The sequence below is a fragment of the Actinopolymorpha sp. NPDC004070 genome, from assembly GCF_040610475.1.
Taxonomy (GTDB): domain Bacteria; phylum Actinomycetota; class Actinomycetes; order Propionibacteriales; family Actinopolymorphaceae; genus Actinopolymorpha.
This window is the reverse complement of the sequence record NZ_JBEXMJ010000002.1, coordinates 507,399-532,832: the sequence shown is the minus strand read 5'-3', so window position 1 is coordinate 532,832 and position 25,434 is coordinate 507,399. Positions and strand designations below refer to the sequence as shown.

The 25,434-nt window shown below is 70.9% G+C and carries 20 protein-coding genes; 8 read left to right on the top strand and 12 right to left on the bottom strand.

Annotated features, from left to right (window positions below):
* The first annotated feature begins 43 nt into the window (after positions 1-43).
* Positions 44-1,471 (top strand): sulfatase, encoded by a 1,428-nt coding sequence (locus ABZV93_RS05940; RefSeq protein ID WP_354931053.1) that lies wholly within the window; start codon positions 44-46, stop codon positions 1,469-1,471.
* 60 nt (positions 1,472-1,531) lie between these two features.
* Positions 1,532-1,777 (top strand): hypothetical protein, encoded by a 246-nt coding sequence (locus ABZV93_RS05935; protein ID WP_354931050.1) that lies wholly within the window; start codon positions 1,532-1,534, stop codon positions 1,775-1,777.
* 29 nt (positions 1,778-1,806) lie between these two features.
* On the opposite strand, the gene ABZV93_RS05930 is transcribed toward ABZV93_RS05935, so the two are convergent.
* Entirely contained in the window at positions 1,807-3,009 is a 1,203-nt protein-coding gene (locus ABZV93_RS05930; RefSeq protein ID WP_354931047.1) for an acetyl-CoA C-acetyltransferase, read from the bottom strand.
* 161 nt (positions 3,010-3,170) lie between these two features.
* On the opposite strand from ABZV93_RS05930, the gene ABZV93_RS05925 reads away from it, so the two are divergent.
* Entirely contained in the window at positions 3,171-3,956 is a 786-nt protein-coding gene (locus ABZV93_RS05925; RefSeq protein WP_354931044.1) for a trifolitoxin immunity protein, read from the top strand.
* Positions 3,957-3,977: 21 nt separating this feature from the next.
* Here the strand turns inward: ABZV93_RS05925 and ABZV93_RS05920 are convergent, their stop codons facing one another.
* The 10 genes from ABZV93_RS05920 to hisC form a co-directional block, all read right to left on the bottom strand.
* A complete protein-coding gene (locus ABZV93_RS05920; RefSeq protein ID WP_354931041.1) occupies positions 3,978-4,985 on the bottom strand; it encodes a sucrase ferredoxin in 1,008 nt (335 codons plus the stop codon).
* Between the two features lie 228 nt (positions 4,986-5,213).
* Entirely contained in the window at positions 5,214-7,355 is a 2,142-nt protein-coding gene (locus ABZV93_RS05915; protein WP_354931038.1) for an HNH endonuclease, read from the bottom strand.
* Between the two features lie 369 nt (positions 7,356-7,724).
* A complete protein-coding gene (locus ABZV93_RS05910) occupies positions 7,725-8,399 on the bottom strand; it encodes a septal ring lytic transglycosylase RlpA family protein (RefSeq protein ID WP_354931035.1) in 675 nt (224 codons plus the stop codon).
* A 681-nt stretch (positions 8,400-9,080) separates the two neighbouring features.
* Positions 9,081-10,019 carry a glycine betaine ABC transporter substrate-binding protein gene (locus tag ABZV93_RS05905; RefSeq protein WP_354931032.1) on the bottom strand — a complete coding sequence of 313 codons (939 nt, stop codon included), beginning with the start codon at positions 10,017-10,019 and terminating at the stop codon, positions 9,081-9,083.
* 93 nt (positions 10,020-10,112) lie between these two features.
* Positions 10,113-11,120, bottom strand: a complete 1,008-nt coding sequence (locus ABZV93_RS05900) for an ABC transporter permease subunit (RefSeq protein WP_354931029.1) — start codon at positions 11,118-11,120, stop codon at positions 10,113-10,115.
* On the bottom strand, positions 11,117-12,469 hold the full coding sequence (locus ABZV93_RS05895) for a glycine betaine/L-proline ABC transporter ATP-binding protein (RefSeq protein ID WP_354931026.1): 1,353 nt from the start codon (positions 12,467-12,469) through the stop codon (positions 11,117-11,119). The genes ABZV93_RS05900 and ABZV93_RS05895 overlap by 4 nt, the downstream gene beginning before the upstream one ends.
* Positions 12,470-13,079: 610 nt before the next feature.
* A complete protein-coding gene (locus ABZV93_RS05890; RefSeq protein ID WP_354931023.1) occupies positions 13,080-14,981 on the bottom strand; it encodes an ABC transporter ATP-binding protein in 1,902 nt (633 codons plus the stop codon).
* Complete coding sequence (locus tag ABZV93_RS05885) at positions 14,978-16,804, bottom strand: ABC transporter ATP-binding protein (protein WP_354931020.1); 1,827 nt, start codon at positions 16,802-16,804, stop codon at positions 14,978-14,980. The genes ABZV93_RS05890 and ABZV93_RS05885 overlap by 4 nt, the downstream gene beginning before the upstream one ends.
* 106 nt (positions 16,805-16,910) lie before the next feature.
* A complete protein-coding gene (locus ABZV93_RS05880) occupies positions 16,911-18,044 on the bottom strand; it encodes a GNAT family N-acetyltransferase (protein ID WP_354931018.1) in 1,134 nt (377 codons plus the stop codon).
* A gap of 81 nt (positions 18,045-18,125) precedes the next feature.
* Complete coding sequence (hisC, locus tag ABZV93_RS05875; protein WP_354931015.1) at positions 18,126-19,217, bottom strand: histidinol-phosphate transaminase; 1,092 nt, start codon at positions 19,215-19,217, stop codon at positions 18,126-18,128.
* A gap of 119 nt (positions 19,218-19,336) precedes the next feature.
* Between hisC and ABZV93_RS05870 the strand changes: the two genes are divergently transcribed.
* The 5 genes from ABZV93_RS05870 to ABZV93_RS05850 all read left to right on the top strand — a co-directional run bounded on the left by ABZV93_RS05870 (position 19,337) and on the right by ABZV93_RS05850 (position 23,292).
* The gene (locus tag ABZV93_RS05870; RefSeq protein WP_354931012.1) at positions 19,337-20,038 is read left to right on the top strand and encodes a DUF3159 domain-containing protein; all 702 of its coding nucleotides are present in this window, start codon (positions 19,337-19,339) and stop codon (positions 20,036-20,038) included.
* Between the two features lie 210 nt (positions 20,039-20,248).
* On the top strand, positions 20,249-21,214 hold the full coding sequence (locus ABZV93_RS05865; protein ID WP_354931009.1) for a PadR family transcriptional regulator: 966 nt from the start codon (positions 20,249-20,251) through the stop codon (positions 21,212-21,214).
* 83 nt (positions 21,215-21,297) lie between these two features.
* Complete coding sequence (locus ABZV93_RS05860) at positions 21,298-21,810, top strand: low molecular weight protein-tyrosine-phosphatase (RefSeq protein ID WP_354931006.1); 513 nt, start codon at positions 21,298-21,300, stop codon at positions 21,808-21,810.
* 62 nt (positions 21,811-21,872) lie between these two features.
* The gene (locus ABZV93_RS05855; RefSeq protein ID WP_354931003.1) at positions 21,873-22,775 is read left to right on the top strand and encodes a fructosamine kinase family protein; all 903 of its coding nucleotides are present in this window, start codon (positions 21,873-21,875) and stop codon (positions 22,773-22,775) included.
* A gap of 106 nt (positions 22,776-22,881) precedes the next feature.
* Positions 22,882-23,292, top strand: a complete 411-nt coding sequence (locus tag ABZV93_RS05850; protein ID WP_354931000.1) for a nitroreductase family deazaflavin-dependent oxidoreductase — start codon at positions 22,882-22,884, stop codon at positions 23,290-23,292.
* Here the strand turns inward: ABZV93_RS05850 and ABZV93_RS05845 are convergent.
* Positions 23,231-25,432 (bottom strand): hypothetical protein, encoded by a 2,202-nt coding sequence (locus ABZV93_RS05845; RefSeq protein WP_354930997.1) that lies wholly within the window; start codon positions 25,430-25,432, stop codon positions 23,231-23,233. The two genes, ABZV93_RS05850 and ABZV93_RS05845, sit on opposite strands and share 62 nt — an antisense overlap.
* Between the last annotated feature and the right edge of the window lie 2 nt (positions 25,433-25,434).

Here is a 25,434-nt window from a genome sequence, read left to right as displayed (position 1 = left end):
CCCGCGACGGACCGCCCGACAGTTCGCGAGCGGAGGAACCCGCGTGCCGACCGACCAGCGCCCCGACCGCCGGCCGAACATCGTCATGGTCCTCACCGACGACCACGCCGCACACGCCATCTCCGCGTACGACGACACCCTGCTGCAGACGCCCAACCTCGACCGTCTCGCGCACGAGGGCATGCGGTTCGACGCGACGTACTGCACGAACGCCCTGTGCGCGCCGAGCCGGGCGTCGATCCTCACCGGCACCTACAGCCACGTCAACGGCGTCCGCACGTTGTCGACGCACTTCGACGCCGCGCAGCCGACGTTCGTGTCGATGCTGCGCGACGCGGGCTACCAGACGTGGCTGGCCGGGAAGTGGCACCTCGGCCACGGCGGCGCGCACGACCCGCAGGGCTTCGACTACTGGGAGGTGCTGGACGGGCAGGGACCGTACTGGGATCCGGAGCTGATCTCCGAGCACGGGCGGCGCACCGTCCCCGGTTACACCACGACGATCCTCACCGACCTGGCCATCGAACGGATCCGGCAGCGGGACCCGGACCGGCCGTTCTGCCTGCTGCTGCACCACAAGGCGCCGCACCGCAGCTGGGACCCGGACACCGCGCACACCAAGCTGTTCGCCGACGAGGACCTGCCCGAGCCGGCCACGTTGTTCGACGACCACGCCGGGCACGGGCGCGCGGCCCGCGAGGCCCGGATGCGGATCGGCCGTGACCTGAACGAGCGCGACCTCAAGGCGCCGTTCCCACCCGGGCTGACCGAGCCGGAACGGACCCGGTGGGCGTACCAGCGGTATCTCAAGGACTACCTGCGCTGCGTGGTGTCGGTGGACGAAAACACCGGCCGGCTGCTCGACGTGCTCGACGAGGAGGGACTGCGCGACGACACGCTCGTGGCGTACAGCTCCGACCAGGGCTTCTTCCTCGGCGACCACGGGTGGTACGACAAGCGCTTCATGTACGACGAGTCGCTGCGGATGCCGCTGCTGGTGCGCTATCCGCCGGAGGTGCCGGCCGGGTCGACCACCGACGCGATGGCGCTGAACATCGACTTCGCGCAGACGTTCCTCGACTATGCCGGTCTCGAGGCGCATCCGCGGATGCAGGGCGAGAGCCTGCGGCCGCTGCTGCGCGGCGAGCGTCCGGACGGCTGGCGGGACTCGATCTACTACCGCTACTGGGAACACGACGACGAGCCGCACCACGTCGAGGCCCACTACGGCGTCCGCACGCAGCGGTACAAGCTCATCTACTACTACGCCCGCGGCTTCGGCCTGCCCGGCGCGTCGGACCGGACGATGCCGCCGGAGTGGGAGCTGTTCGACCTCGAACGCGACCCGGCCGAACTCACCAACGTGTGGGGCGATCCGGCCTATGCCGGCGTGCGCGAGGAGTTGCGGGCCGAGCTGGCCCGCCTGCAGGCGCAGTACGCCGACGAACCGTGCGAGGACGGCGACCGGTAGAGCACGCGGGGTTGGGCTAGCGGGGTTGGCTAGCGGGGTTGGCTAGGGGCTGAGGTGGCGGTGGGCGCGGCGACCCGGGTCAGCGGCATCGAGTCCGTCATCGACGAGACGCTCCACTTCGCCGCCCGGGCCCGGGCCGCCGAACTCGTCCTGGTCGACGGTGCGCCGGGCCTTGTCGTCGCGCACGAGGGCCGACCGCTGCTGGCGGTCACGTTCGCGATCGAACAGGACCAGATCGCGGCGTACGACGTGATCGCCGACCCGGCCCGGCTGGCGAGGCTCACCCTCGCGGTGCTCGACGGCTGACCAGCGCAGCCGCCCAGCCGGACGGTCACTCAGAGGCGCTCGATCACCGTGGCGACGCCCATGCCGCCGCCCACGCAGAGTGTCACCAGGCCGCGGCGAAGGTCCCGGCGCTCCAGCTCGTCCAGCACGGTGCCGACCAGCATGGCTCCGGTCGCGCCGAGCGGGTGGCCGAGCGCGATCGCGCCGCCGTTGACGTTCACGACCTCCGGCGACAGGTCCAGCTCCCGCATGAACCGCAGCACCACCGCGGCGAACGCCTCGTTCACCTCGTACAGGTCGATGTCCTTCGGCGTCAACCCCGCCTTGTCAAGAGCGCGGCGGGCCGCCGGGCCGGGACCGACCAGCATCAGGGTGGGATCGGTGCCGACCGCGGCGGCGCTGACGATCCGCGCACGCGGAGTCAGGCCGAGGTCGCGGCCGGCGCGTTCGCTGCCGATCAGCACGGCGGCCGCGCCGTCCACGATCTGGGAGGAGTTGCCCGCGGTGTGCACGTGCCGGATGCGTTCCACACTGGGGTAGCGGTCCATCGCCACCGCGTCGAACCCGAGCGCACCCATCTTCGCGAAGCTCGTGGGCAGCGCGGCCAGCCCGCCGACCGTCGTCTCCGGCCGGATCGCCTCGTCCTGGTCCAGCAGCACCTCATCGCTGACGTCGACGACCGGGACCAGCGAGCGTTCGAAGTAACCCTTGTCGCGGGCCAGCGTCGCCCGCTGCTGCGACGTCGCGGCGAACGTGTCCACGTCCGCGCGGTCCAGACCCTCCAGGGTGGCCAGCAGGTCGGCGCTGATGCCCTGCGGTACGAAGCCGGTCTTCAGGTTCGTCTCCGGGTCGATGAACCACGCACCCCCGTCGGAGCCCATCGGCACCCGTGACATCGATTCCACACCGCCGGCGACCACCAGGTCGTCGTAGCCCGAGGCGACCTTCTGCGCGGCCAGGTTGACCGCCTCCAGCCCCGACGCGCAGAACCGGTTCAGCTGGGTGCCGGGCACGCCGACGTCCCAGCCGGCCACCAGTACGGCGGTCCGGGCCAGGTCAGCGCCCTGTTCGCCCACCGGCGTGACAATTCCGAACACCACGTCGTCCACCCGGGCGGTGTCCAGGTCCGCGCGGTTGGCCAGCGCGGTGAGCACGGTCGTGGCCAGCGTCACCGGCTTCACGCTGTGCAGCGAACCCCGCTTCCCCTTGCCCCGGGGGGTGCGGACGGCATCGAAGACGAACGCATCGGTCATGCCCCCAGCTTGCCCCCTCGCCGCGGCCGCGGGCGCCGCAACGGTCGTTTCCCGAGGGGATTCGGGCTGATTACACGCCGTTACGCGAGGGATCTGGTGATTGCCGGCGGATCCTTCGGGACGGGTAGCGCGCCGGGGGGCGGACGGTGCACCCTGTCGGGATGGCCGCCGAGAGCACGACGGGTCGCCACCGCGCCGAGGCCGCCCGGGTCCCACGGGTCGAGGACCCCGACCCGTGGACGGTGCCGGCGGCAGACCCCTCGTACGTCCACGATCTTCTCTGCCACCTCGGCCACTACGGCTGGCCCGGCGCGCCCCGATACCGCGTCGACCGTGACGGCCGCGAGGTTCTCGGCCGGCTCGACGGGCACGTCGCGTGGGAGGTCGCCCAGCCGCCGCCGGTCTGGTCGGAGGACAGCCTGGTCAAGGTGGCGAAGCTGGTCCGGCAGTTCCACGACCTGACCGCGGGCACCCATCTCGCCGGTGACCAGGAGGTCGCCTGCCACCACGACCTGGCGCCGCGCACCACGGTCTACCGCGAGGAGGAGGCCGGGCTGCGTCCGTACGCGTTCGTCGGCTGGGATCTCGCCGGCCCGGGCCGCCGCGTGCACGACGTGGCGCTGGTGTGCTGGCAGTTCCTCGACCTCGGGCCGCGCCGGGCCAGCGCCGCCGGCCCGGCGAGGCTGGTGGCCCTGATCGCCGACGCGTACGGCCTGCTGCCCCGCGACCGGGCCGACCTGGTGGAGACGATCCTGTGGTGGCAGGACCGCTGCTGGCGCGGGCTGGCCGCCTCCGATGCCGCCGGAGCAGGAGACGAGGTGGCGGCCGCCGCGGTCGCGGACGTCCGTGCCGCGTACGCGTGGGTGGCCGCGCACGCGGACGAGTTCGCCGCCGCGATCGCCCCTGCCCGGGTGCTGGACGCCGGTACGCACGCCCGCGAGGCCTGACCTGCGTGACGCAGGTCCCGCTCAGCCGGTGCGTACGCCGGCGGGCTCGGCCTCGCCGACCTCGGTGACCACGTGAGCAGTGGGCGTCAACGGTGCCTTGGCGCAGCTGGTCTTGCGGTCCGGGCGGAGGGTCTCCTCCCGGCCGGTGACGGTCCAGGCCCGGCCCCCCGCGACCACTCGTACCCGCCATCCCGACGCGTCGGGCACCTCGGGCTCTGGTCGTACGGCGTCCGGGTCGGTCTCACCTGTCAGCTCGCGGACGGCGAGTTCGGCCACCTGGCCCGGCGCCGACCAGGTGGACCGGCCGCGGCAGCGTTCGGTCACCATCCGCCCGGCCCTGGCCTCGGCGAGCACGTGCTCGGCGAAGTCGACGTCCAGCCGGCCGTACAGGTAGCCGGTGGGCAGCAGCACCGCGGTCGGCGCGAACCGGTGGCCGCCGGTGTGCGTGGTCTCCCAGACGGTGCCGCCCGCCGGATCGTCCGCGGCGTGGCGCCGGGCGAGCTCACCCGCGAGCGGACGTCCGACCAACGCGCAGCACAGGTCGCGGCGGCCGTTGCTGCACACCAGCAGGACCGGCCCCGCGAGCCGTTCCCCCCACCCGAGCGGCTCCTCGCCTGCCGTCAGCGCCGCGAGGTCGAGGTCGAGCAGGGACCGGGGGTCGTCGACGACCGCCGCCCGCAGCCAGGTCGCCCCGGTGCCGGTGTGGGCCACGAAAACCCGGCGGCCACCGGGCAACGTGTCCGGGGGATGCGCGTCGGCGTGCCGTCCGGGGCGTCGGATCAACTGGATGCGTACGCCGGTGCCCTTCGCCCGGGCGGCGAGCTCCCCGCCGAGTTCGACGTCGAAATGGCTCTCCACCAGCGCGTCCGCGCCGTAGGGGCCGGGCTGTTCGATGCACAGCCAGGTCGTCGCGGTCGCGGCCGATCCGGCGATGGGTTCGTCGTACGTCGCGGAAAGGATCGAGCACGCGTCGGGGGAACGCCCGACCAGACCGTGGCCGGCAGCCGGCTCGTCGGTATTCGCGCTCACCCTCGCTCCGGCCTCGGCACCGTCACGTGTCACCGGACTCCTCCGTCGCATCCGCGGATCATCTCCCACCACCGCCCTGGATCCGGACACCGGCGACCGGTCGGCCGTAAGGCCGGGCGATCGCCGCACTCCGTCCACTCTGTCAGCCCCGCGTCGGGGCCCGGGTCCGGGGCGCCACTATCGGCCAGCCGGTCCGGGCGGGAAGGTCCGACTCGGCCAGCTGTGCCCTCAGAACGGTGGCAGGTCATCCTCTGCCGTCCTCGTACCGGCGGTAGCCGTCGCGGGTTCGACCGGCACCACGGGATCGGTGAGGGATGGTGCCCCGCTGCTGTAGCTGCGGCCGAAGGGGTCGGTGAGGGTGTGTTCGCCGGGTGCGGTCTGCTTCAGTTTCCAGTCGCGTTCGGTTTTGGCCTTGTGGTGGCGCGGGCACAGCGGTGCGATGTTGTCCACACTGGTCTCCCCGCCGTCGGCGTACTCGGTGTTGTGGTCCAGGTGACACGTCGCCGCGGGCCTGCGGCACGTGGTCCACGCACACCGCTGGTCGCGGGCATGCACCAGCTCTGCCTGGAGTCCGCGCAGGAACCTCGCCGGTATCGGATGCAGATGCAGTAACCGCCCCGTGACCGGATGAGTGACCCCGACACTGAACCTGGCTTCGGGGTTGGTGAGGTTGTTCGCCACCAACCGCTCGGCCACCTCGGTGATGACGGGTCCGAACCCGCCGAGTTCCCCGGGCCGGGTGGACAGTCCCATCAACGTGGTCAACGGCACGTTCAGCTGGATCTTGGCGCGCGTTCGGATCGGCCCCCAGCTCAGCTGCGAGGAAGACCACGGCGGTGGTGGTGGCGAGTTGTCCGGTGGCGGGTCGGGTGGAACTGGTGGGCCCGGTGGGTCGGCCGTCTCATCCGGTGGCCGGTTCTGCCGCGGGATCTGACCCGCAGCCGAAGGCCCGGTCACCGAAGCCGCACTCTCACCGGTTGCGCTGCTTCCGGCCACGTTCTCCCCGGCTACGTTGCTTCCGGCCACGTTCTCCCCGGCCACGTCACACTCCGTGGCGCTCGTCCCGGCCGAGCCGCGGTCGGCGGCAAGGTGAGCTGCGGTGTCATGGACCGGAACGCCGGTCGTCGCGGCGCCGCCGCACACCGTGCACGTGGCGACCGGCACAGGAGAACAGTCGCCACACTCACACCAACTGTCGTGCAGATCATGGTCGGGGAACCGGTGAACACCACAGTGCCCCTGCCCGCCCTGCTCGTTCTCACCCTGCTCGTTCTGGCCCTGCTCGTTCGCCGACTGCTCACCGTCGACCGGCTCGGAGTCCGCCTGCTCGGGCTCGGTGCGTACCTGCGGCGTCTCGTTCTCCGCAGCGCACCGCCCAGACTCGTCCTGCCCGGCTTCGTCCTGCCCGGCTTCGTCCTGCCCGGCTTCGTCCTGCCCAGACTGGTCCTGTGCCGCCTGGCAGTGCTCAGAGTCTGCGGCCGCTGCGTCCTTCGCGGCCTTGGGCTGGGCCTGGCTCTTCCCGGTGTGGTTGTCAGTGACTGTAGGGGCGGAGCAGTCAACGATGTCGGCGGTGCCGGCGAGCAAGGAGTAGGCCACGTCCGCGCGCAGTTGGCTGAGCCTGCGGGGGTCGCCGCTGGACTTGACCGCGCGGGCGATGGCGTCGATGTAGCCGTACGCCTCCGCGGCCTGGTCCGCGGACAGTCCGCGGATGGCGAGGTCGGCGACGCCGTCGACGGCAGGCCAGATCGCGACGTTGCGCCCGGTCCTTGCGGCACGGTGGCGTTTGGCGGCGGCGTCGGGGTCGGCCTTGACCACCTCGGCCTCCACCTTCGCCCGCAACAACCCACCACGAAGTTCCAGCACCTTGGGGAAGATCGCGTCCTCGATCGCGCCCCACAGATGCGGTTTGGCGTCGGTGACCCGGTCCACGATGATGCGGACCTCAGCCAACTCCAACCGCCCCGACGCCAACGCCTCCCGCACCCGGGGCAGGCGGGGAAGGGTGGTGGCCAGCGTCAGATACCAGTCGGCGTGATAGCCGGACCACCCCAGCAGAGCCTCCAGGACGACCTGGGTCATCGAGTCCAGCTCGACACTGCGTTGCGCCGGCTCCTCAGGCATACCGGGGGCGGTGTGTGCCAGCTCGTTCACATCGGACAGGCACTCGGCCTCCAGCCAGCCGATCAGCTTCCGACGCGCCCTGACCAGCTCCTCCAGCTCGAACCCGTTACACAAAGCCCGGTCCACCGATGCAACCAGCACAGCCAGCCGCGGCCCAGGCAGCATCTCCGCCAACCCCGAAGGCAGCACCCGGCGACGACCCGGGCCCCCACCCGAGTCGTCGCCGAAGAACCCACTGCCGTCGCTCATGCGTTCGATTCTACCCGACAAGATCGGCTGACTCTCGCCGGAAACCGCTTATCCACAAAGAGATTCCCGCCAACTTCAACCTGTCGAACCGAGCGCAGCGGACCCGACGGGCGACAGGCGACAGGCGAACGCGAACGCGTTCAGCACAGACGAGGCCCGCGAATCTCGTACCACCGAACAGCGCAACCCACATCGCATCCCACGAGGACACCGGCAAGTCCGCGCGGGAGGCACCACACCAGAAAACGCCGACGGACCCTCCCCGATACGGGAAGGGTCCGTCGTAACGTGACCGTGACGCGTCCTGCGCATCTCTGTGCCGCACTACGGCTCGCATCCACAGGACGGACGCGAGCCGCAGCGAAGCGACTACTTGCTGAGCACCTCGTAGGTGACTTCCTGTCGGCCCTGGTCACGGGAAACGCCGAGCGCGTCCCAGGTGTCGGGCAGCAGGTCGATCACCGCGCCGGTCCAGCCGGCCGGGCCGCGGTCCTCGACCGGAGCGATGACACTCTTGCCGGTCTGCTTGCTGGTGATGCGCACCATGGTGCCGCAGGGGATCTTCCACAGCGCCACACCCTTGGTGGTGGTCCGGGTGTTGCCGCCGCAGGCGGTGGGCTGGTACTCCGAGGCGTCACCGAAGAAGGTGGCCGGCCCGCTCTTGGTCTCCAGCACCTTCCAGACCGGCCCGGAAGCCTTCTTGACGGACTTCTTCGCCTTCCTGGTCGCCTTGGGGGTCGGCTTGGCGGTCTTCTTCACCACCTTCTTCTCGACCTTCTTGACGACCTTCTTCTCGGCCTTCTTCTCGGCCTTCTTGGTCACCTTCGGCTTCGGCTTCGGCGACGGCTTGGCGGTCTTCGTCGGTGTGGGCTTCGGGGTGGCGGTCGGGACCGGCTTCCGGTCGGCGCCACGAGCAGCGGCCTTGGACGACTTGGCGGCCTTGATCGGCTTGTCGACGGACGCGGTCGCCGGCGTGGGCTCGGACCGGTTGGCCAGGACCAGGCCACCGGCGGCGACTCCGGCCACCACGAGGGCGGCGGCCACCACACCTACGACGATCTTTCGACGGGCTCTCTGCGAGAATTTCTGCGGCCCAGACAAGAGCAAAACCTTTCGATCGGGACAAGTCGTTCTGCACCGCTGCGGAATGATCTCCCCCGACCGCGCGCGGCCCGAATACACGGGCCACCGGCGTCACGAAACCTGGCGTTGTGTCGCTTTTGTGTGAAGGTCTCGATACTTATGTACGGACAACCGCGGGCAGTCGGCGCGATGAGACACGACTGCTCGGCGCAGCACCGGAATGTAGCTGGCGAAACCGCGCAGGGTTCGCCACGACGCCGCCTACATTTACATGTGCGGCGAGATCATTCCAAGTTGGTGCGCACGGGGAGAAAGTGACCTTCACCACATCAAATGCGGCGAGTGACCCGGTGGTGGCGCAGACCGGATATAACGGAAAGAATATGCGAACATCCTGCGGGTCCGCGAAAGATTATCAGCAATTTCTCGTGCCTTTATCGGGGCAACTCTAGCTTTCCCGGGCACACCGGTCCAAATGGCTCTCGAATTGCTCGGCAGCGGCGACAACCGGTCGTTGACAGCTTCTCGTCCGGACAGCAAGCGGCGCCCGGCCCCGCCACGCGGGTGGGACCGGGCGCCGCACGGCATCCGGAAGGCGGACCGCCTCCTTCGAGGTGGAGTACGCCTACCTCGCCAGATCGCCTACTTCGTCAGACCGTCCACGAAGTCGGCGTTCTTCTTCGACCAGTCGGACACGCCCTTGGCCTCGTTGCCCTTGTTCTTGTTCAGGGCCTCGTCTTCCAGGGTGCCGAGCTGCTGGTCGTTCATCTTGAAGTCGGCCACCCACTTCTTGACCTCGGGGAAGTCCTTCCCGAAGTCCTTACGGCCGACCACGTGCAGCTGCTCGCCCTTGCCCAGGGTGCCCTTGGGGTCCTTGAGGTCGTGGATCGGCAGCTTGGCGTAGGCCCAGTGCGGACGCCACAGGGTCACCACGATCGGCTTCTTGGCCTTGATGGCCTTCTGCAGCTCGGTGAGCATCGCCGGCGTGGAGGACTTGACCAGCTTGTAGTTGTCCAGGCCGTACGCCGGCATGACCTTCTTCTCGGTCGTGCTGGTCAGCCCGGCGCCCGCCTCGATACCGGTGATCTTGCCGCCGAACTCGCCGGACTTCGCCTTCAGGTCCGCGATCGTCTTGACGTCCTTGACGTAGTTCGGGACGGTGATGCCGAGCGTGGCGTTGTCGTACCAGACGCCGAGGTCCTCGAGCTTGTTGCCGTACTGCTTCCAGTAGGTCCCGTGGGTGGTCGGCAACCAGGTGTCCAGGAACATGTCGATGTCACCGCGGGCCAGGCCGGCGAAGAGCGGTCCCGGGTCCAGCTGGACCATCTCGACCTTGTAGCCCTTCTTCTCCAGGGCCTGCTTCCACAGGTGGGTGGTGACGACGTCCTCGTCCCAGGGGATCCAGCCGATCTTGATCGTCTTGCCTTCGCCGGAGCCACTCGCCTGAGTGGTCCCCTTCTTCTCGCCACCGCCGGCGTTGTTCGCACCACCGATGGTGCCGCAGCCCGCGGCCACCAGCGTGGTCGCCACCAGTGCCGCGAGCGCAACCGCCAGGCGGCGCCACAGTCCTCCATTTCGCACGGTTCAACAGTCCTTTCGTCGTCAGGTTGTTCACGTCACGCGCCGGACGACACGCGAGTGCCCCGTAAGGCGGGTGTCAGCGCTGCCGGAACCTCATCGGTTTCCGGTGGCCGACTGCGCTCGGACCACTGCCGAACGACTCGTCAAAGAGGCCGTCAGCCGGTCGAGGTAGACCGCGAGCACCACAACGGCCAGGCCGGCCTCGAAGCCGCCGGCCAGATCGATGGTGGAGATGGAGGTGTAGACCTTGCCGCCGAGCCCACCGGCGCCGACGAGTCCCGCGATCACGACCATGGACAGCGCCAGCATGATCACCTGGTTGATGCCGGCCATGATCGTCGGGAGGGCGAGTGGGATCTGGATCCGGCCGAGGATGCGTCCCGGGGGCGCACCGAACGACTCACCGGCCTCGACGACCTCGCGGTCCACCTGGCGGATCCCCAACTCGGTCAGGCGTACGCCGGGTGCCATCGCGAAGATGACCGTCGCGACGACGCCGGGCACCACGCCGACGCCGAACAGGAAGATCGCCGGGATGAGGTAGACGAATCCGGGCATGGTCTGCATGAAGTCCAGCACCGGCTTGACGATCCGGCTCACGGTCTCGCTCTGCCCCGCGGCGATGCCGATGGGGATGGAGAGCGCCACCGCGACCAGGCTCGCGACCAGGACCAGCGCCAGCGTGTCCATGGTCGGCTTCCACAGGCCCATGCTGTCGATCAGAAGGAACGCGACGACGGCGAAGAGACCGAACTTCCAGCCCCGCAAGGCCAATCCCAGCACGCCGAACGCCACCGCGAGCACGATCGCCGGTGGCAGTCCGCCGAACGCCGCGGCGTAGCCGAGCGCCAGGGCCACCACGAAGGCGCCCGCGCCCCACTTCCAGCCCTTCAGGGCAAGGGCGAGCAGACCGAAGACCACGGCCAGACCGACGATCACGGGCGCGTTGAAGAACCCGGCCAGCCCGTCGACGACGAACCCGACGGCACTGCCGATCGCGTCGAACACCCCGCCGAGGTTGTTCACCAGCCAGTCGACGACGGCGGCGAAGACCTTGCCGACGTGCAGGCGAGGAATCGAGAACATCGCGAGCAGACTCACGGCCTGACCTCCTGGGCGTCCGGGCCGGTACTCCCGGCGAGCTTGTCGTCAACCCCAGGTTGCGCACCGTCAGTGTCAGCTTGCGTCCCGTCAGGACCGGCTTGCGTCCCGTCAGGACCAGCTTGCGCTGCGACCGAACTGGCCTGCCCACCGGTGAGATCGGACGCATGGGTACCGCTGCCCAGCGCGGCGAGCAGGGTCACTCTGGGGATCACGCCCAGCAGTCGCCGGTCGTCGTCGACCACGGCGAGCGGCACCGGCACCTCCGACGAAGGAGTCAGCAGGTCGGCGAGCATCACGTCCGGCCCGACCGACACCACGTCATCGGCGTTGGTCAGTCCCTCCAGGGACTCCTTGCCGGTACGGGTCGCCTCTGCCGCAACGCTGTCACGCACGGCACCGATCAGGTGGCGGTCACGATCGACGACGAACGCCGCGCCGACCTGGTTCTCCCGCATCACCCGCAGCGCCTGCCGTGGGCCGGACTTGGCCCGCACCAGCGCTACCGGTGGTTCCATGACCGCGCTGGCGGTGAGCACCCGAGAGCGGTCGACGTCCTGCACGAACTGCGCGACGTAGTCGTTCGCCGGGTCCTGCAGGATCTCTTCCGAGGTACCGATCTGCACGATCCGGCCGTCCCGCATCATCGCGATCCGGTCGCCGAGACGCATCGCCTCGTTCAGGTCGTGGGTGATGAAGACGATGGTTTTCCCCAAGCGGGCTTGGAGTTCAAGCAGCTGTTCCTGCATCTCGCGCCGGATCAGCGGGTCGAGCGCGCTGAATGCCTCGTCCATCAAGACGATGTCCGTGCCGGCGGCGAGCGCCCGGGCCAAGCCGACGCGCTGCCGCATCCCGCCGGAAAGCTGGGTCGGCAGGTGGTCCTCCCACCCGTCCAGCCCCACCATGGAAAGTGCCTCGCGGGCACGGTCGTTCCGCTCGGCCTTGCCGAGCTTGCGGACCTCCAGCCCGTAGGCGGCGTTCTCCAGGACGGTCCGGTGCGGCAGCAGCGCGAAGTGCTGGAAGACCATGCTGATCTTCTGCTGCCGGACCTCCCGCAACTGCTTGGCGGAAAGGCGGCTCAGCTCGGTGTCACCGAGGTAGACCTTGCCGGAGGTGGGAGTGAGGAGTCCGTTGAGCATCCGGATCAACGTGGACTTTCCCGAGCCGGACAACCCCATGACGACGAAGATCTCGCCCTCTTCGACGGCGAAGGACGCGTCGATCACAGCTGGCGTGACGCCCATCCGGCGTACGTCCTTGGCTTCCTTGCCCTGCTCCAGCAGGGGTACGGCATCGTCTGCACGACGCCCGAAGACCTTGTAGATCTTTTCGGCACGTACTGCGTGCACGAGCTCCCAATCTTGTCGATCGCACCTCGTGACACACGGCGGTAAGGCCGGGCACGGCGAAGCACTCGGGGCCATGTCAACCGCGGGTTGGCGCACGCGGGTCGCGTGCGCTCGCACGGTCACAGTCGACCGGCACCCCCTGAATCGATCACGACGATCGACAGCACGGGCGCTGAGTGCGCCCAACGGCGCCCTGTCAAAAGACACCTGTGCGGGCCGGTCCACCCCTGACGGGTAGTTCGGCCCTTGACGCTACCGGGACCCGCGGTCAGATCGCCAATCCGGTAACCGGAATGTTGTCAATCTCCCACCGATGTCACGTCGCGTGCATGGGAGGAACGCCTGTGCCACAACGAATCGTCGAACAGCTCACACGCGGGCACTCGGTGTGACGGGATCCGGACCGACGCGGGAAGACAGGGTCGCCGGCTCGAGGTACCCGTTCGGTGAGGGTACGGACCGTCAACGTCGGGTTTGCGGTGGATCACCGGGGCCGGGGCCCAGCCGGCAGGTGACCGGACAACGAGAAGGAGCCGCCTCCCCCCAGGGAGACGGCTCCTCGTCACTCGCCGTGGCCGGCCCGAAGAGGTCGGCGCAGGTGATCAGTCGCTCAGGCCAGGCTCTCCAGCCACGCGTTGTGCAGGTCGGCGAACCGCCCCGTCTGCTCGACCAGCTGGCTGGGCGACCCGTCCTCGACCACCCGGCCCTGCTCCATCACCAGCACCCGGTCGGCGATCTCCACCGTGGACAGCCGGTGGGCGATGATCAGCGCTGTCCGGTCCGCGAGGATCGTCCGCAGTGCCCGCTGCACCAGCCGCTCGCTCGGAACGTCCAGGCTGGACGTCGCCTCGTCGAGGATCAGTACCGCGGGGTCGGCGAGGAACGCCCGGGCGAACGCGATCAGCTGCCGCTGACCGGCCGACAGCCGGCCACCGCGCTTGCCCACCTGGGTGTCGTACGCGTCCGGAAGGGCCTCGATGAACTCGTCCGCGCCGATGGCCCGCGCCGCCGCCACGACCTCCTTCATCGTGGCGTCCGGCCGGCCGAACCTGATGTTGTCCGCCACCGATCCGGTGAACAGGAAGTTCTCCTGGGTCACCATGACCACTGCATTGCGGAAAGTGGCCTCGTCGAGGTCGCGCAGGTCGACCCCGTCCAGACGGACGGCACCCTTCACCGGGTCGTAGAAGCGGGACAGCAGCTTCGCCAACGTCGTCTTGCCGGCACCGGTCGCGCCCACCAGCGCGACCGTCTGGCCCGCGGGCATCCGCAGGTCCAGCTCGGGCAGCACCGGCCGGCCCTCGACGTAGCCGAACTCGACGTGGTCGAAGTGCACCTCGCCGCGGGCGTTGTCGAGCTTGACCGGGTTGGCGGGCTCGGCCACCTCCGGCTTCTCCTCCAGCACGCCGGACAGCTTCTCCAGCGCGGCGCTGGCGGACTGGAACGTGTTGTAGAACTGGCTGATCTCCTGCATCGGCTCGTAGAACTGCCGCAGGTACAGCAGGAACGCCGCCAGCACACCGACGGTCACCGCGTCGTGGAACGCGAGCCAGCCGCCGTACAACAGGACTGCCGCCACCGTGACGTTGCCGATCGCCTTCACGCCCGGCATGAAGACCGCGATCAGCCGCATGCCCTGCATGTTGGCGTCACGGTAGTTGGCGTTGACCTCCTCGAAGATCTCCTGGTTGCGCGGCTCGCGACGGAACGCCTGCACCGCGCGGATGCCGCCCATCGACTCCACGAAGTGCACGATGACGACCGCCACCGTCTCCCGCGTCTTGCGGTAGGCGATGCTGGACTTCTTCCGGAACCACTGCGTGAAGAACAGCAGGATCGGAATCGGGACCAACGCCACCAGACCGAGGTTGACGTCGAGGATGAGCAACAGCACGGCCGTACCGACAAGGGTGAGCACCGCGCTCACCATGCTGTCGAAACCGGACTGCAACAGCTCGTAGATCGCCTCGATGTCGGAGGTCAGGCGGGAGATCACCCGACCGGAGGTGTACTTCTCGTGGAACGACAGCGACAGCTTCTGGAAGTGGTTGAAGATCCGTCGCCGCAGGTGGAGCAGCACCTCCTGGCCGATCTTTCCGGACAGCTGCAGGAACAGCTGCCGGGTGACGGCCTGGGTGACCGCCGCCACGACCAGGGCCACCACGACGGTGACCAGGGTGGTGGCGCCCTCGTTGTGGACCAGCGGCGGGATGCCGCGGTCGATACCGACCTTCACGAGGTACGGGATGGCCAGCCGGGCGGCGTTCTCGACGACCACCGCCACGACCAGCAGGGCGATCAGCTTGCGGTAGGGACGGAGCAGGTCGCCGAGCAGCTTCCGGGAACGCTCCCGGAGGAACACCGACGCCTTGTCGCCGATGTCGTCCTGCCCTTCGGCCGCGACACCCCGCCAGCCCTTGTCTTCCGCCGGCTGGGTGCCGGCGGTCTTCAGGGCGTTCTCGTCGGCCTCGCCGTCGGAGGTCTTCGTCGTGGTCTGGGTCTGGGTCGTCACGAGTACACCTCCTTCGCCTCGAGGTCGGTGTCGGCGTCCTGGCCGAGCAGCTCCCGGTAGGCGGGCACCTCGGCGAGCAGCTCCTGATGGGTGCCGACGTGGGTCACCGTGCCGCCCTGCAGCAGGGCCACCTTGTCCGCCAGCAGCACCGTCGACGCCCGGTGGGCGACCACGATGCCGGTGGCCTCGGCGAGCACGTACCGCAGCGCCTTCTCCACCAGCGCCTCGGTCTCCACGTCCAGTGCGGACAGCGTGTCGTCGAGCACCAGGATCTTCGGCCTGGTGAGGACCGCCCGGGCCAGTGCCAGGCGCTGCCGCTGACCGCCGGACAGCGACAGGCCCTGCTCGCCGATCCGGGTGTCCAGGCCCCACGGCAGGTCGTGGACGAACTTCGCCTGCGCAACCTCGAGCGCCTGGTGGACCTCCTCCTCGGTCGCGTCGGTGCGACCGAGCGTGAGGTTCTCCCGCACGCTCATGGAGAACAGCGTCGGCTCCTCGAACGCGGTGGCCACGATCGAGCGCAGCGCCGGGAGGGTGAGGTCGCGGACGTCGCGCCCGTCGATGGTCACCCGGCCCGCGGTGACGTCGTGCAGCCGGGGCACCAGCGCCGTCAACGTGGTCTTGCCGGAACCGGTCGCGCCCACGACCGCCACCGTCTCGCCCGGCTGGACGTCCAGCCACACGTCGTGCAGCACCGGAGTGTCGTCGTCGGGGAAGTGGAAGCCGACCCCCTCGAACCGCAGGTGACCGGCCGCCCGCGGCGCCTCGTCCGAACCGTCGACGATGGCCGGCTCGGTGTCGAGCACCTCCATCACCCGGTCGGACGCGGTCATCGCCTCCTGTGCCATCGCGAGGATCTGCCCCAGCGAGGCGATCGGCCACACCAGCTGCAGCACCAGCGTGCTGAACGCCACCAGGGCGCCGAGTGTCAACGCTCCCTTACCGACGGCCAGCGCGCCGAACAGCAGGACGAGGGTGAGGGTGAGGTTGGGGACGAACCCGAGGAACGTCCAGAACCTCGACGACAGCCGCACCTTGTCCATCGACGTGTCGTAGACCTGGCGTGCCTGCTCGTCGAAGGTGTCGTACATGTGGTGCCGGCGGCCGAACGCCTTGATGACCCGGATCCCGACCGCGCCTTCCTCGACGATGGTCGCGAGGTCACCCTGCTGGTCCTGCACCGCGCGGGAGATGCGGATGTAGCGCTTCTGGAACCGCGCCGACATCACGATGACCGGCGCCGCGGTCGCCGCCACCAACAGGCCCAGCGGCCAGTACATCTGCAGCAACAGCACCGTGACGACGGTCAGCTGCACGACGTTGGTGACCAGGAAGATGACACCGAAGCCGAGGAACCGCCGGATGATCGACAGGTCCGTGGTGATCCGGGACAGCAGCTGGCCACTCTGCCAGCCGCCGTGGAAGCTCATCGGCAGTCGCTGCAGGTGAGCGTAGATGTCGTCGCGGATCTCGGTCTCCAGGCCGAGCACGGCCACGGACTGGATCCAGCGACGGAGGAAGATGAGGAACGCTTCGACGAGTCCGAGTGCGACCGCCAGCAGGCCCAGCAGGACAAGGCCACGGGAGTCACGGTCCGCGATCGGTCCGTCGATGATCTGCTTGGTGACCAGAGGTATCGCGAGGCTGGCGCCGACGCCGACGAGTGCCGCGGCGAACATCACGACCAGTCGGCCGACGTAGGGTCGAAGGTAGCTCCGCAGCCGCCACAGGGAGTCGAGGCTACGGAGATGTTTCCTGGAGTTGTTGGTACCGGGCTGGTTGGACTGGTTGGCGACGGTCGCCGCCGAGGTATCTGATGGCATTGTCGGGCAGGCCACTCCTCACCGAGTGCGTTTCGGAAGAAGGATCGCCGGTCGCGAACGCCGCCCCTCCACGGGCGATCCGGCGGAAGCTGAAACTGAGACCTCCTCAGGATAATGGGTTCGAACAACCGCTCGCACCGGAGAAACCGAGACGCCCGGGGGAGACCGCCAACCCCGGTTGGACTTCTGGCCGCATCTGGCCAGGCAGTGTCACTGCCGCCGGACGTACGACATACAGCACGTGACTGGTCCCGGCGTGCGGGACCTCACGGGCGAAGCGCATCCCCAACCGGTCCATCACCGCACGTGAACGCGTGTTGTGCGGCAACGTGAAGGCGACCACTTCCCGGGCCCCGAGCTCGGTGAAGGCGAGCAGCAGTCCGGCCGCACCGATTTCGGTGGCGTACCCGCGGCCCCAGTGATCCGGGCGTACCGTCCACCCGATCTCGTGCGTCGAACGGCCGTCGAGGGTGTACGGAGAGACTCCGCCACGGCCGACGAGTTCGCCGTCGGCACGGTCGTAGGCGGCCCACGTGCCGAACCCCACCGCGTCCCAACCGGCCCGCAGGCGCAGCACGCTTCGCCGGGCGGACTCCTGCGTCCACGCGCCGCCGAGCCAGCCCGCCACCTCCGGACTGGCGTGCAGGCGCCACAGGTCCATCCCGTGTTCGGGACCGATCGGCTCCAGCCGCAGCCTCCGGGTCAGCCGGGTACGCGCGGCCTTCACCACCGTCTCGGCCAGGCCGGGTTCGGCCACGAGCTCCGGCGACCGCACCCATGCGGTGTCGCCGAGTCCGGCCCAGGTGAACGCGTCGTGGTCGGTGTGCGCGAGGTCGGGCCCAGCGGCGGGGTCCGCCGCGGACCCAGCGGCGGGGTCTGCCGCGGTGACCAGGAAGCGGAGCTCGCGGCGGACCGGCCGGCCCGTACGACCTGAGCCGTTCGGCGCCGGCCCGGCGATCGGGCCGCCGATCGGCCCGCGGAGCGGTTCGAGGATCGGCTCGACCGCGCGGACGGTCCAGCCGGTCGCCCGGCCGACCGCGTGGCGGAGGGCCTCACCAACGGTCGCGCCGGCCGGTACGTCGGCGACGACGGGCTCCCAGGTGCCGGGCCGCGGTGCCTGGTCGGAACGTCGGAGCAGCAGGACCCGGTGCTGCCGATCACGGACGAGCGCGGTCACCCGCAGTGCGGGCCCGCCATGGTCACGGGTCAGCCCGCACAGGTCCGCCGCGACGTCCCCCATGACCTCCGCCTACCCACCTGCGGCGCCCACACTCGCACGCAGTGGTCGGGGCAGGCGGGCGCGGTCGGCCGGCTCGGGCAGTCAGTTGGCTCGGGACGCCCAGCGGCCGGCGAGTTCCAGGAAAAGGTCGTTGGCGGCGGGTTCGCCGACGCTCACCCGGCACCCCTCGTCGCCGAACGGCCGGACCACGACGCCACCTTCCTCACACGCCCGGGCGAACGCCTGCGTGTCGGCGCCGAGCGGGAGCCAGCTGAAGTTGGCCTCGGTGGTGGGTACGTCGAAACCGAGCGCGCGCAGCCCCTCGGCCACCCGGGTGCGCTCCTTGACCAGCACCTCGACCTGCTCCAGGAGTTCGTTCTCGCAGGCCAGCGCCGCCAGGGCCGCCTCCTCCGCGACGCTGGAGACCGCGAACGGCGGGGTGCACACCCGCAGCGCCTCGGCCACCGGGTCGTGCGCGATCGCGAACCCGACCCGGAAGTTGGCCAGGCAGTACGCCTTGGAGAAGGTCCGAAGCACGCAGACGTTCGGGTACTCGCGGTACAACGCCAACCCGTCGGCCGCCTCCGGGTCGCGGACGAACTGCAGGTAGGCCTCGTCGACCACGATCAGCACGTCGCGCGGGACCTGGGCGCAGAAGTCGGCCAGCTCCTGGTGCGTGACCACCGGGCCGGTCGGGTTGTTCGGCGTACAGACGATCACGACGCGGGTCCGGTCGGTGATCGCGGCGGCCATCGCGGGAAGGTCGTGCCGCGCACCGGTGGTCAGCGGCACCTCGATCCTGGTGGCGCCGGCGACCTGCGCCGCGATCGGGTACGCCTCGAAGGAACGCCAGGCGTAGATCACCTCATCGCCGGGCTCGCAGGTCGCCTGGAGCAGGTGGTAGAGGAGCGCCACCGAACCCGTGCCCGTGGCGAAGTGGCTCGGCGGGACGTCGAGCCGGTCCGACAGCGCGCCGACCAACCGGCCGCAGGCGAGGTCGGGGTAGCGGTTCATCACCCGGCTGGCCTCGTGCGCGGCCTCGGTGAGAGCGGGCAGCGGCGGGAACGGGTTCTCGTTGCTGGACAGTTTGTACGTCGGCCGGTCGGTGGCCGCCGCTGCCGGGCGGCCCGGCTTGTACGACGGGATGCCCTGGAGGGCTTTGCGCAGGCGAGGTCCGGTCGACGGGTCGGTCATAGTCCTCACCATAGGGTCTGCCGGACGGGCCGCGGCGCCCGGATCCTGGTCCGGGACGAAGCGGTTCGCATCGGTACCGGCGGGCTCCAATTGCCTGGTCATCAGGCACGCTTGGTGACGTGCGGGCAGACAGGGACGCCAGGGACGTGCGGGCAGACGAGGTAGACCAGGGCGACACCCACCATTCCGACGATTCGGACTCGCTGGCCGACGTGCTCGGCGGCTGGGAGGCCTCCGTCGACGCCGCGCTGCCGCCGGTGGCGTTCGTGGCCGGCTGGCTGCTCACCGGCAACTCGGTGGGATGGGGCGTCGCCGCCGCGCTGGCGGTCGGGGTCGCGGTGGCGGCGTTTCGGTGGTCGCGTGGTGCCCGCCCGCGCGCCGTCCTGCTCGGGCTGCTCGGGGTCGCGGTCGCCGCCGTGGTCGTACTCCGTACCGGCCGGGCCGCCGACTTCTTCCTGGTCCAGCTCGCCACCAACGCCGCCAGCGGGCTGGCCTGGATCGTCAGCATCGCGGTTCGCCGGCCGCTGCTCGGCATCGTCGTGGGTGCCGCGCTCCGGCAGCGCGGGCGCTGGCGACGTGACCCCGACCTGTTGAAGGCGTACCGCGCGGCCTCCTGGGTGTGGGTCGGTCAGTACGCCGTACGGGTGAGTGTCTTCGGCGCGCTGTACGCCGCCGACGCGGTGCTCGCCCTCGCGGCCGCCCGGGCCGCGCTCACCTGGCCGCTGGTCGCGGCGTGTGTCGCGGTGAGCGCGTGGGTGCTGCGGCGCTCGCTCCCGGCCGGACATCCGGGCTTCCGGCGTCCCCGCGTCGAGGATTCCTGACCGGCCGGAACCCCGCGCGATCGTCGCCTCCGGCTCGGTCGTGGTCGACGACGTCTCCCGTCTGATCGTCGCGGCCCCTGCTGGCGGTCCGGATTTCTTCACTCAGGGCATGTCGGCGTCACTCAGGGCTTGTCGGCGTCGTATCGGCGATATATCGTGAACCATCGAACGACAGTCGGCGACACGTCGCCACACCTGAGGAGAGATCACATGACTCGGCACACCCCACCTTTCGCCCGGGCACTTCCCTACGCCGTGCCGGTGGCCGCGGCCGCGCTGCGGGCAGCCGCCGCCCGACGGGCTTGCGGCCCGGCGGGCCCTGGCTTCGGCCCCCAGACGTTCGGGGCCACCGGTTTCGAACCGCCGGGCCCACACCACCCGGGCGGTGAGTTCGCAGACGCCGGCGAGTACGACGTCCCGGGCGACCCGGCGGAACACCTCCGCGGCCACTTCCACGGAGCGCATGGAGAACACGGAGAACACGAAGGCCGCGGCGGAGGTCGCGGACGTGGCGGACGGGGACGTGGCGGCGGACGCGGGCGTGGCGGGGGCTTCGGCCCCGGCGGCTTCGGTCCTGGCGGCGGCCCCGGAGGATTCGGCGGCTTCGGCTTCGGCGGCCCGGGTGGCCCCGGCGGCTGGGGTCGCGGCGGCTGGGGCCCGCCCTTCGGTCCCGGCCGTGGCCCGCGGGCGCGTCGCGGTGACGTCCGGTCCGGAATCCTCCACCTGCTCGCCGACACCGGCCGGCCGATGCACGGCTACGAGATGATCCGGGAACTCGCCGAACGCAGCGGCGGCGCCTGGCGCCCCAGTGCGGGCTCGATCTACCCCACGCTGCAGTTGCTGGAGGACGAGGGCCTGGTCAGCTCCACCGAGGAGGGCGGGAAGCGGTCCTACGCCCTGACCGACGCCGGCCGCGAGCACGTGGCCACCCGCGAGGGTCAGGCGCCGTGGGAGGAGTTCGCCGAGCCGGCCGACTCGCCGTGGCACGAGCTGCGCAACGCCGGGATGGGCCTGGCGGCCGCCGCGATGCAGGGCGCCCAGGTCGCCGACGAGAACCAGCTCGCCCGGATCGTCGACACGCTGTACGAGGCCCGGTCGAAGATCTACCGGATCCTCGGCGAGGACCAGCCGCGCGGCGACGCGGACGGGGTGGCAGAAGAGGACGAGGACGACTGACGTACGCCTGACGTACGGCACGACCGACCGGCCCGGCCGACCCCGTACCCACGGGCGGCCGGGCCGGTCGGCATCCTGGGACCGTGCAGCTACCTCCGCCCCGCGATCCGTCCGCGTACCACCTGAGCCTGGTCTGCCTGGGCAACATCTGCCGGTCACCGATCGCGGCGGTGGTCGTACGGCAGCAGCTCGCCGAAGCCGGGCTCACCGCGGTCCGGGTGGACAGCGCCGGCCTCGGTGGCTGGCACGTCGGCGAGGGAATGGACCCGCGTTCGGCCCGTGTACTGGTCGCCTCGGGGTACGACGCGGACGAGGTGTCCGCGCACCGGGCACAGCAGTTCGACCGCGACTGGTTCGCCGGCCGCGACCTGGTGCTCGGCATGGACGACGCCAACCTCGACGGCCTGCGCCGCCTCGCCGGGCCCGGCGACCGGCACCGGGTGGGGCTGTTCGGCTGGTTCGGACGGAACGTCAACGAAATCCCCGACCCCTACACGGCGAGCGGCGAGGCGTTCGACAAGGTGCTCGAGATGGTCGAGGAGGCGGCCGCCGGTCTGGTCGCCGAACTCGGCTCGCTGCTCGCACCTGCGGACTGATCGTCACCAGATCGACATCGCCCGCCTACGCAAAGTAAGAGCCAAGGTCTTACTATCGGGCAATGGCTCGGCAGGCAAGCATCGCTCAGCACATCGAGGAGCTCCTCGGCACCGCGGTCGTGGCGACCAACCCCGTGGCCGGCGGCGACGTCTGCGTCGCCACCCGCGCCCGGCTCGGCGACGGCCGCAGCGTCTTCGTCAAGGCACGGCCAGGCGCACCCGACGACTTCTTCCCGACCGAGGCCGCCCACCTCGCATGGCTGGCCTCCGCCGGGGAGGGCGCGGCCGCCATCCCCGCGGTGCTCGGCGTCGGCCAGGAGTGCCTCGTCCTGGAGTGGCTGGAGGCGGGGCGGCCCACGCCGGAGGCGGCCGAGCAACTCGGCCAGGCGCTCGCGGCCACCCACCGCAGCGGCGCCGCGTCGTTCGGCGGACAGGCGGACGGCTACATCGGCGCGCTGCCGCAGCCGAACGAGCCGGCCGACACCTGGGCCGCGTTCTACGCCCGCAACCGCGTCGAGCCGTACCTCCGGACCGCGTTCAACCGAGGCCGGCTGCAGGCCGACGACGCGAACGCCATCTGCGCGGTCCTGGACCACATCGACGACCACGCCGGTCCGCCCGAGCCGCCCGCGCGGATCCACGGCGACCTGTGGTCGGGCAACATCGTCTGGGCGCTGGACGGCGAGCCGCGGCTGGTCGACCCGGCCGCGCACGGCGGGCACCGGGAGACCGACCTGGCGATGCTGGCGTTGTTCGGTACGCCGCACCTGGACCGGCTGGTCGCCGCGTACGACGAGGTGTTCCCGCTGGCCGACGGCTGGCGCGACCGGGTCGCGCTGCACCAGCTCCATCCGCTGCTCACCCACGCGGCCGCGTTCGGTGGGGGGTACGGCGCCCGCGCCGGACAGGCCGCCCGGTCCCTCACCGCGGCCCTCGCCACCCGGGACACGGTGACCGAGGCCTGACCCGTGACGCGTACCAAGGCACAGGCGTTCTGTGTTGTGACCGGCTCCAAGGAGCGGGACCGCGCCGTTGACCTGGTCCGCGGTTGAGGTCGTACGGTCTCAGGCCATGACCGACCGCGCCACCCACGCCGAGCTCGCCGACCGGTTGACCGTCGACCTCACCACGACAGGACGCCGCAGCGGGCGGCCGCTGCGGGTGGAGATCTGGTGGTTCCACGTGGACGGCAGGTTCGTCATCACCGGGACGCCGGGCCCTCGGCACTGGTACGCGAACGTCCTCGCGGACCCACACGTCACCGTCCACGTCGACGGCCGCGATCTGCCGGCGCTCGCCCTGCCGGTCACCGATCCGCTGGCCCGGCGCCGGGTGTTCACCGACCCGCGGACCGGGTGGTACCGCGAGCAGGCCGACCTCGAGGAGCTCGTGCGAACCTCGCCGATGATCGAGCTGGAGTTCACCGAGCCAGCGGCGACTCGGCCCGGGCCACAGGCGCAGGCTCAGGCACCGGACGAGTAGACAGCGGGCGGCGCGACACGTCCGGTGCGGACCGGACGCCGGCGACCACGACGAGGGGCACGCCGGTCATCAGGACCGCCGCGAGCACCGCCACCCCGGAGTCGTTCAGCGCGAAACCGAGCAGTCCGGTGAGCCAGACCGCGCGCAGGGTCGGCCGCGCCGTGGGCCAGCGGCGGCAGGTGGTGGTGAGCACCCTCGTGCCCACGCCGCGCGGGTGCAGGAGGAACACACCGACCCCGACGTACGCCAGCAGGGTCAGCCAGCCTAGTGGGCCGCCGTAGGTCAGGCTGGCCAGCGCCGCCTCGGCCTTGCGGGCGATCACCGGACCGCCCTGCCCCTCGACCAGCCGCTGGACGAAGGTGCCGAGGTGCGACCTGCTCTCCGGCGGCCGCAGCCAGTCCGCGACCGAGATCGCGCTCACCGCAGCCACGGTCGCGACCGCGACGAGGACGACCCGGCGTACGGTCAGCCGGACCCCGCCGACGTTGGCCGCGAGCACCAGCACTCCGGGCACCAGCGCGAGGACGCCGCCGAAATCCGCACCCCAGCTCGGCCAGCCGTCCAGCACTACCGCGGCGAACCCGATCGTCAGGACGACGAGCGCGGCCCGGCGACGGTGGTGGCGTTCGGCCGGGCGGGCGGCCAGGCCGCCGGCGGCGAGCAGGGCCGCGGTGGCGAAGATCGCGAACGCGACGTTGCCGAAGCCGAAGTAGCGCCCGCCGACCAGTGGCAGGTCGCCGGGCGTCACGAGGTTGCCGCCCTGCAGATGCGAGCCGGTCATCACGTCGGCGCCGAGCACGACGGCGGTGACCAGGGCGAGCATGGTCGGCCCCGCCCAGGGCGGGTCGTACGGTGTGCGGCCGGCCAACGTGGCCAGCACGGCCGTGAACGCGGCGACGGACAGGACGAGCGACCACACCGGGAGCGGCGAAGCCGCCCAGGGCACCAGCCCGGCGAGCACCGCCGCGATCGGGGCGGCGCCGCAGACCAGCCCGGCCGCCGACACCAGCCGGCCCACGCGCCGGCGCCACGCCGCCCGCCGGGTGCGGGCGGCGACCAGCAGTGCGAGCCCGTACGCCAGTGCCTGCAGGAGGACCAGCACGGTGAAGAACCAGAACCCGTAGGTGCCCACCACGCGGTTGGTGGTGTCGAACGTCCGCAGCCGGTCCAGGGTGCGGGCCGTGGCGGCGGCGCCTGCGGATCGGCCGACCGGCCGGTCGCCGGTGGCGCGCCAGCGGCCGCCGTCGAAGACCTCGTCGGTGCCGGTGCCGAGCAGCTCGGTGAGGGTCGGGGTCAGGTCGGTGAGCTGCACCAACGCCTCGCGCCGGGTCCCGCCGCTGGTGAGCCAGCTCCCCTCGAACCCTGCTCCGGCAGCGGCGGCCACCCGCAGGGACGTACCGCTGCCCGTGGACTCGTCGGACAGCCCGGCGGCCAGCACGGTCGCGGTCGGGCCGGAGGTCGTCACCGCCTTCGCGACCAGCGCGTCCACCGCCGCCACGGCGGCGGCACGTCCGGCGCCGCGGGGAAGGGCACCCGCGTCGACGACGGTCAGGGGGCAGTCGGCGGTGGGTGCCGCCGTACGGCCGAACGACGGAAGGTAGCGCGCCACCGTGCCGCTCCGGTCGGCCAGCGCGACCGCGGCGCCCGGTCCGACGGCGGTGGCACAGGTGCCCGCCCGGGCGAGGTGTTCGGCCAGCCGGCCCGGTTCGGCGCCGTAGCCGGTGCCCGCCTGAGCGGCCACCAGGCGACCCCAGCCGTGCACCGCGTACGTGCCGGCGCCTCCGGGGACCGGCACCACCCGCGGCAGCGGACCGCACGTCGAAGGTCCGGCCGCGCGCTCGCCCGCGGACACGGTGAGCCAACCGTCCAGTGGGCAGGTGTGCGTGCGCACCGAACGCGGCACGAGGACGCCGGGCGAGCCGCGACCGACCAGTGCGGCCAGCGAGGGGGTGCGGGCGGGCGAGACGTCACCGGCGGTCAGCCCGCCGATCCCGACCAGCACCACAGGCCGTGCGGGACCCGCGCGCTCACCCTGGTCGGCGTCCGCCCGATCCGGCGCGCCCGCCAGCGCCGTCGCGGCCACCGGCAACGCGGCGAGCATCCACACGACGGCGGCGGCGAACGACACCCGGCGCGACATCG

Bases quoted from the DNA above. Each gene is read 5' to 3' on its own strand.
- ABZV93_RS05930 (WP_354931047.1), bottom strand. From the start codon at position 3,009: ATGACCGATGCGTTCGTCTTCGATGCCGTCCGCACCCCCCGGGGCAAG.
- ABZV93_RS05925 (WP_354931044.1), top strand. From the start codon at position 3,171: ATGGCCGCCGAGAGCACGACGGGTCGCCACCGCGCCGAGGCCGCCCGG.
- ABZV93_RS05915 (WP_354931038.1), bottom strand. From the start codon at position 7,355: ATGAGCGACGGCAGTGGGTTCTTCGGCGACGACTCGGGTGGGGGCCCG.
- ABZV93_RS05885 (WP_354931020.1), bottom strand. From the start codon at position 16,804: ATGCCATCAGATACCTCGGCGGCGACCGTCGCCAACCAGTCCAACCAG.
- ABZV93_RS05880 (WP_354931018.1), bottom strand. From the start codon at position 18,044: ATGGGGGACGTCGCGGCGGACCTGTGCGGGCTGACCCGTGACCATGGC.
- hisC (WP_354931015.1), bottom strand. From the start codon at position 19,217: ATGACCGACCCGTCGACCGGACCTCGCCTGCGCAAAGCCCTCCAGGGC.
- ABZV93_RS05865 (WP_354931009.1), top strand. From the start codon at position 20,249: ATGACTCGGCACACCCCACCTTTCGCCCGGGCACTTCCCTACGCCGTG.
- ABZV93_RS05855 (WP_354931003.1), top strand. From the start codon at position 21,873: ATGGCTCGGCAGGCAAGCATCGCTCAGCACATCGAGGAGCTCCTCGGC.
- ABZV93_RS05850 (WP_354931000.1), top strand. From the start codon at position 22,882: ATGACCGACCGCGCCACCCACGCCGAGCTCGCCGACCGGTTGACCGTC.
- ABZV93_RS05845 (WP_354930997.1), bottom strand. From the start codon at position 25,432: ATGTCGCGCCGGGTGTCGTTCGCCGCCGCCGTCGTGTGGATGCTCGCC.